The organism is Rahnella sp. AN3-3W3 (genome assembly GCF_003263545.1).
GTDB classification, from domain to species: domain Bacteria; phylum Pseudomonadota; class Gammaproteobacteria; order Enterobacterales; family Enterobacteriaceae; genus Rahnella; species Rahnella variigena.
This window is the reverse complement of the sequence record NZ_JYDG01000131.1, coordinates 1-5,596: the sequence shown is the minus strand read 5'-3', so window position 1 is coordinate 5,596 and position 5,596 is coordinate 1. Positions and strand designations below refer to the sequence as shown.

The following is a 5,596-nucleotide window of genomic DNA, read 5'->3' as shown; positions in this document are numbered from 1 at the left end:
TTGCTATGTGGAATTTGGGGGTTTTTGTTCGATGTTTGTACTGGTATTGGCGTTTGTTACTCCATTACGGCCCACAAAACCCGAAGTAACGGGGTTTGGGATCGGTTAAACTAGCCACAACTAAGTCACTCATGAGTAATATTGTTATGTCGATTGGCGACACTTCTCTTCAGTCTCTGAATACCTTTTCTCTTGCAGCCCATGCTGCTGAAATTACTTTTGCTCACAATGCAGAACAATTATCAAATGCCTGGAAATTGGCGCAGGAAAAGCAGCAGCCCTTTTTGCTTTTAGGTGAAGGAAGTAATGTTCTTTTCCTTGAGGATTTTGCCGGAATCATCGTCCTTAATCGGATTAAAGGTATTGAGCTGATTGAAAATGCCAATGAATGGCTCATGCATGTGGGGGCTGGTGAGAACTGGCATCAGCTGGTTTGTTATGCCCTGGAGCATGATATTGCCGGTCTTGAGAATCTTGCCTTAATTCCAGGTTGTGTCGGTTCGGCCCCCATTCAAAATATCGGCGCGTATGGAATCGAGTTGCAAAGCATTTGCGATTACGTTGATGTTTTGGATCTTAAGGCTGGGAAGGTTACCCGTTTAACGTCTGCTGAATGCCAGTTCGGTTATCGCGAAAGCATTTTTAAACATGCCTATAAAGAAGGTTACGCCATCGTCGCCGTCGGACTCAAGCTGGTAAAACAATGGCAGCCGAAACTTGCTTATGGTGATTTAAGTCGTCTGAGCCCTGAAACTGTGACTCCCCGCCAGATCTTCGATACCGTATGTGCAATGCGCCAAAGTAAGTTGCCAGACCCTGCGGTGACGGGTAATGCGGGAAGCTTTTATAAAAATCCGACTGTCGATGCCTCTGTCGCCAAAAGAATCAGTCTAGAGTATCCCTCCATGCCTGCTTATCCTCAGCCGGATGGGCAAATTAAACTCGCAGCAGGCTGGTTAGTAGAACAGGCTGGTCTGAAAGGCTTTAGCATTGGCGGCGCGGCTGTCCATGATAAACAAGCGTTGGTGCTGATTAATAAAGACCATGCCACCAGCGCAGATGTACGCGCACTGGCTAAATACGTGCGTGATACTGTGGCTGAAAAATTTGGGATCTGGCTCGAACCAGAAGTCCGTTTCATCGCCTCTCAGGGCGAAGTGAATGCCGTAGGGGCGTTGTCATGAAAGATATTACGGTTCCGTTGCAGTTAATCTCTATCCTGGCTGATGGCGAGTTTCATTCTGGTGAGCAATTAGGTACGGCCATGGGAATGAGTCGTGCGGCGATTAATAAGCATATTCAGACGGTAAGGGACTGGGGGGTAGATATATTTACCGTTCCTGGGAAAGGTTACAGCCTTCCGCATCCGATCCAGTTGCTTGATGAAGCTAAAATTCTCGAGATGCTCCCATCTGGGAAAGTTAGCGTTCTGCCTGTCATTGATTCAACAAACCAGTATCTGATGGATAGAATCGGCGAGCTGAGTTCTGGCGATGCCTGTGTGGCCGAGTATCAGCAGGCGGGGCGTGGTCGCCGGGGCCGCAAATGGTTTTCGCCATTTGGCAGCAATCTCTATCTTTCAATGTACTGGAAACTGGAACAAGGCCCAGCCGCCGCGATGGGACTCAGTCTGGTGATTGGGATAGTGATGGCCGAAGTGCTTCAGCGTCTGGGAGCCAAAGATGTCCGGGTTAAATGGCCTAACGATCTTTATCTTAATGACCGTAAACTGGCGGGGATCCTTGTTGAGCTGACAGGTAAAACCGGAGATGCCGCGCAACTGGTTATCGGTGCGGGTATTAACCTCAAAATGCGTGAGCCTGCGACGGATACGATTAATCAGGGCTGGATTAACCTGCAGGAAGCCGGCGTTAATATAGATCGTAATGAACTCACTGCCACACTTTTAAATGAGCTACGTTCTGCTTTACTGCATTTTGAGCGTGAAGGACTGACACCGTTTATCGCCCGCTGGCGTGGTCTGGATAATTTCCTTGATCGTCCGGTTAAGTTGCTGATCGGTGAACAGGAGATTCATGGTATTGAACGTGGAATTGATCCTCAGGGCGCTTTGCTGCTTGAGCAAGACGGAGTCGTTAAGCCTTATATCGGTGGGGAAATTTCACTGCGTGGCCTTTGATCAAAATAAAGGAGAGCCCGGCTCTCCTTTATCGTTATATCGATGGATGAACGTTTATTTTCTCAGCCGGACACTTTCGACCGCGTGATTGGCGCTCTTTGTCAAAATCAGACTGGCTCGCTCACGTGTTGGTAGTATGTTTTCTTTCAAATTCAATCCATTAATCTCATTCCATAACTGCGTCGCAATATTCACTGCTTCTTCTTCTGGCAGTTTTGCATAGTGATGGAAATAAGAATCTGGATCGGAGAAGGCGCCCTGACGGAATTTGAGGAACCGGTTGATGTACCAACCCTGTAATAAGTCTTCCGGAGCATCAACGTATATTGAGAAATCAACAAAATCGGAAACAAATACATGGTGCGGATCGTGCGGATAATCCATTCCACTTTGCAGTACGTTAAGCCCCTCCAGAATCAAAATATCCGGTTGCTCAATGACTTTATTTCCCTCCGGAATCACATCATAAATAAGATGTGAATAGACCGGCGCAGTCACATGTTTAGCACCTGATTTGACTTCGGAAACGAAATTGACCAGCTGATGCATATCATAAGACTGCGGGAAGCCTTTTTTCTTCATGATCCCGCGCTCCTGGAGCGTCTTATTGGGATACAGGAAACCATCAGTCGTAATCAGCTCAACAGAACGATGCTCTGGCCAGCGGCTCAGGAGTGCCTGAAGGACACGCGCCGTGGTGCTTTTACCAACTGCAACGCTGCCCGCAATACCAATCACATAGGGTATTTTTTGCCCGTCGGTGCCGAGGAACTGCTCGAGCACGGCCTGGCGGCGCAGGTTGGAGCTGATATAAAAATTGAGAAGGCGCGAAAGCGGCAGGTAGATCTGCGCCACTTCTTCAAGGGACAAGTCCTCGTTGATGCCTTTCAGGTTTACCACTTCCGCTTCTTTAAGCGTGAGGGGTACTGAATCTCGTAAGGCTGCCCACTGCGCACGGTCAAACTGCAGATAAGGAGTTGCCAAAGATGGGTCTCTTTTTTTCATAAGTTAAAGTCTGCCTGTTAGCGCAGGTCAGGAAAGGCGATCACGCCAACTCCAGACAGTAAACCAGCAGCATATTATAGACACCTTAATTTTTGGGGGAGATCTTTTTCTTATAACTTATCGATTTCTTTGATTGAGTTTAAAAATTTTTAAGAAAGTTATGCAAACAGGGAAAAGTCTCTTGTAGTGCGGCGTGCAATTCACCGCACCATAGCGGACTAGAAATGAGGATAGGACGCGGGGCTAAAGAGGGAGAGCTGCTTGTAATAGACCACTTCTTTTTTTCGGCTGTAGCCGCTCGTGTCGTGCCTGCATTCTATGCAGCGATATCCCTGAGAGCGATAGAAAGCTTCAGCCTCTGAGCCTGACTGCATATCTGAGGAAAGCACAGTGCAACGCAAATCCTGAGCGGTGTTTTCCAGAACTCGCATCAACTTTCGTCCCACACCGCGACGTCTCGCCCGAGAACACACCAGCAGGGTGCTAATTTCAGCCTGATGGGATAGCTCAGTCTTACCGGCTAAATCAAGCTGAACGGTACCGACGACACCCTGCTCGTCTCTGGCAATCCAAAGCAATACTTCGTTTTGAGAAAGAGCAGGGCGCAAATCATGAAATGAATCTTCAGCCTGCTTTTGTTCCATAACGTGAGGGAAGCCTGCAGAAGCTCCCTGGCTGTTAGCCTCTACCAGCAATCGCGCGAGTTCATCTCTGTAGACCGGTAATGTCGCGGCATTAAGCATAACAATCTTCATCGCTGCACTCCTTGGATGATAAAAACAGTGCGTTCATGAAGGAGATTGCAAAAAATACGCCAACAAATTCGGCTGTAAAATCAGCCTCCGTAAAAGAGAAAGCTGCTTTTCGCGCTCATTACTGAAGCAAAGGTACTTTTGTGGTGCATAAGCCTGGCTTAAATGTAGGTAAAGAAGATTTTTAGAGAGCAACCGGAAAACAACAGAAGGTAGCGGCTGCCATCACCGCACAGGGAAGCAATATTTTCGCGCGTTATTTAACCCTTTAAACGCTTAAAAATGTAAAAAAACAGGTTTTTTGAATAAAACATGAGCGATAGCGCAAAACATGCAATTTTTTTGTTGCATACCCCTTAAAGTCTCCCTAGAATGCGCAGCACTTGATGCCGGCATAGCTCAGTTGGTAGAGCAACTGACTTGTAATCAGTAGGTCCCGAGTTCGACTCTTGTGCCGGCACCATTCAAGTACTAACAATTAGGTGGGGTTCCCGAGCGGCCAAAGGGAGCAGACTGTAAATCTGCCGTCATCGACTTCGAAGGTTCGAATCCTTCCCCCACCACCATACAAGCCTTAGCAATGAGGCAGCTTGAAGTGAAAGAGTCGCTTCAAGTGAAGGTGAGGAATTAAGTGTCTCACGTCCTTTTCCCCGTCTTCGAAGTTCTTCAGAACAATCAGGTAGCCGAGTTCCAGGATGCGGGCATCGTATAATGGCTATTACCTCAGCCTTCCAAGCTGATGATGTGGGTTCGATTCCACTGCCCGCTCCAAGTATGTGCTGATATAGCTCAGTTGGTAGAGCGCACCCTTGGTAAGGGTGAGGTCGGCAGTTCGAATCTGCCTATCAGCACCACTTCCAAATCCTCCCTCCTGATTTTCTTTCTGTAAACTAATTCGTCAAGCAAATGCTTGGTTGATGTGGTGATACCACCGATTTAACCGTGTCTTAGAGGGACAATCGATGTCTAAAGAAAAATTTGAACGTAACAAACCGCACGTTAACGTTGGTACTATCGGCCACGTCGACCACGGTAAAACTACCCTGACTGCAGCAATCACCACCGTTCTGGCTAAAACCTACGGCGGTTCTGCACGCGCATTCGACCAGATCGATAACGCACCAGAAGAAAAAGCTCGTGGTATCACCATCAACACTTCCCACGTTGAATATGACACCCCGACTCGTCACTACGCGCACGTTGACTGCCCAGGGCACGCCGACTACGTGAAAAACATGATCACCGGTGCTGCTCAGATGGACGGCGCTATCCTGGTTGTTGCTGCAACTGACGGCCCTATGCCTCAGACTCGTGAGCACATCCTGCTGGGTCGTCAGGTTGGCGTTCCATACATGATCGTGTTCATGAACAAATGCGACATGGTTGATGATGAAGAGCTGCTGGAACTGGTAGAAATGGAAGTTCGTGAACTTCTGTCTGCTTACGAATTCCCAGGCGACGACATCCCGGTCATCAAAGGTTCAGCGCTGAAAGCACTGGAAGGCGATGCAACTTGGGAAGCGAAAATCATCGAACTGGCAGAAGCACTGGACAGCTACATTCCATTGCCAGAGCGTGCTATCGATAAGCCATTCCTGCTGCCAATCGAAGACGTATTCTCCATCTCCGGTCGTGGTACCGTTGTTACCGGTCGTGTAGAGCGCGGTATCGTTAAAGTTGGCGAAGAAGTTGAAATCGT

General features: G+C 48.1%; 5 protein-coding genes and 4 tRNA genes. 7 read left to right on the top strand and 2 right to left on the bottom strand.

All coding sequences use genetic code 11. The features are described from left to right. Positions 1–146: 146 nt before the first annotated feature. Positions 147–1,184 carry a UDP-N-acetylmuramate dehydrogenase gene (gene murB / locus UC15_RS24880; RefSeq protein ID WP_112291823.1) on the top strand — a complete coding sequence of 346 codons (1,038 nt, stop codon included), beginning with the start codon at positions 147–149 and terminating at the stop codon, positions 1,182–1,184. Continuing rightward, on the top strand, positions 1,181–2,140 hold the full coding sequence (birA, locus tag UC15_RS24875) for a bifunctional biotin--[acetyl-CoA-carboxylase] ligase/biotin operon repressor BirA (protein WP_112291822.1): 960 nt from the start codon (positions 1,181–1,183) through the stop codon (positions 2,138–2,140). Before murB ends, birA begins: the two co-directional genes overlap by 4 nt. Before the next feature lie 54 nt (positions 2,141–2,194). Here birA and coaA read toward each other — a convergent pair whose 3' ends face one another. Continuing rightward, positions 2,195–3,145: a type I pantothenate kinase gene (coaA, locus tag UC15_RS24870; protein ID WP_112291820.1), complete on the bottom strand. Its 951-nt coding sequence runs from the start codon at positions 3,143–3,145 to the stop codon at positions 2,195–2,197. A 218-nt stretch (positions 3,146–3,363) separates the two neighbouring features. Continuing rightward, on the bottom strand, positions 3,364–3,900 hold the full coding sequence (locus UC15_RS24865; protein WP_112291818.1) for a GNAT family N-acetyltransferase: 537 nt from the start codon (positions 3,898–3,900) through the stop codon (positions 3,364–3,366). 385 nt (positions 3,901–4,285) lie between these two features. Between UC15_RS24865 and UC15_RS24860 the strand changes: the two genes are divergently transcribed. The 5 genes from UC15_RS24860 to UC15_RS24840 all read left to right on the top strand — a co-directional run. After that, positions 4,286–4,360: transfer RNA gene (locus UC15_RS24860), tRNA-Thr, on the top strand. An 18-nt stretch (positions 4,361–4,378) separates the two neighbouring features. Then, a tRNA-Tyr gene (locus tag UC15_RS24855) sits at positions 4,379–4,463 on the top strand. A 131-nt stretch (positions 4,464–4,594) separates the two neighbouring features. Continuing rightward, a tRNA-Gly gene (locus UC15_RS24850) sits at positions 4,595–4,668 on the top strand. A 7-nt stretch (positions 4,669–4,675) separates the two neighbouring features. After that, positions 4,676–4,751: transfer RNA gene (locus tag UC15_RS24845), tRNA-Thr, on the top strand. Between the two features lie 108 nt (positions 4,752–4,859). Next, a partial coding sequence (locus UC15_RS24840) for an elongation factor Tu (protein ID WP_157960981.1) occupies positions 4,860–5,596 on the top strand: 737 nt, incomplete at its 3' end.

Excerpts from the sequence above, each read along its gene's own strand:
- murB (WP_112291823.1), top strand. The coding sequence starts at position 147 with ATGTCGATTGGCGACACTTCTCTTCAGTCTCTGAATACCTTTTCTCTT.
- birA (WP_112291822.1), top strand. The coding sequence starts at position 1,181 with ATGAAAGATATTACGGTTCCGTTGCAGTTAATCTCTATCCTGGCTGAT.
- coaA (WP_112291820.1), bottom strand. The coding sequence starts at position 3,145 with ATGAAAAAAAGAGACCCATCTTTGGCAACTCCTTATCTGCAGTTTGAC.
- UC15_RS24865 (WP_112291818.1), bottom strand. The coding sequence starts at position 3,900 with ATGAAGATTGTTATGCTTAATGCCGCGACATTACCGGTCTACAGAGAT.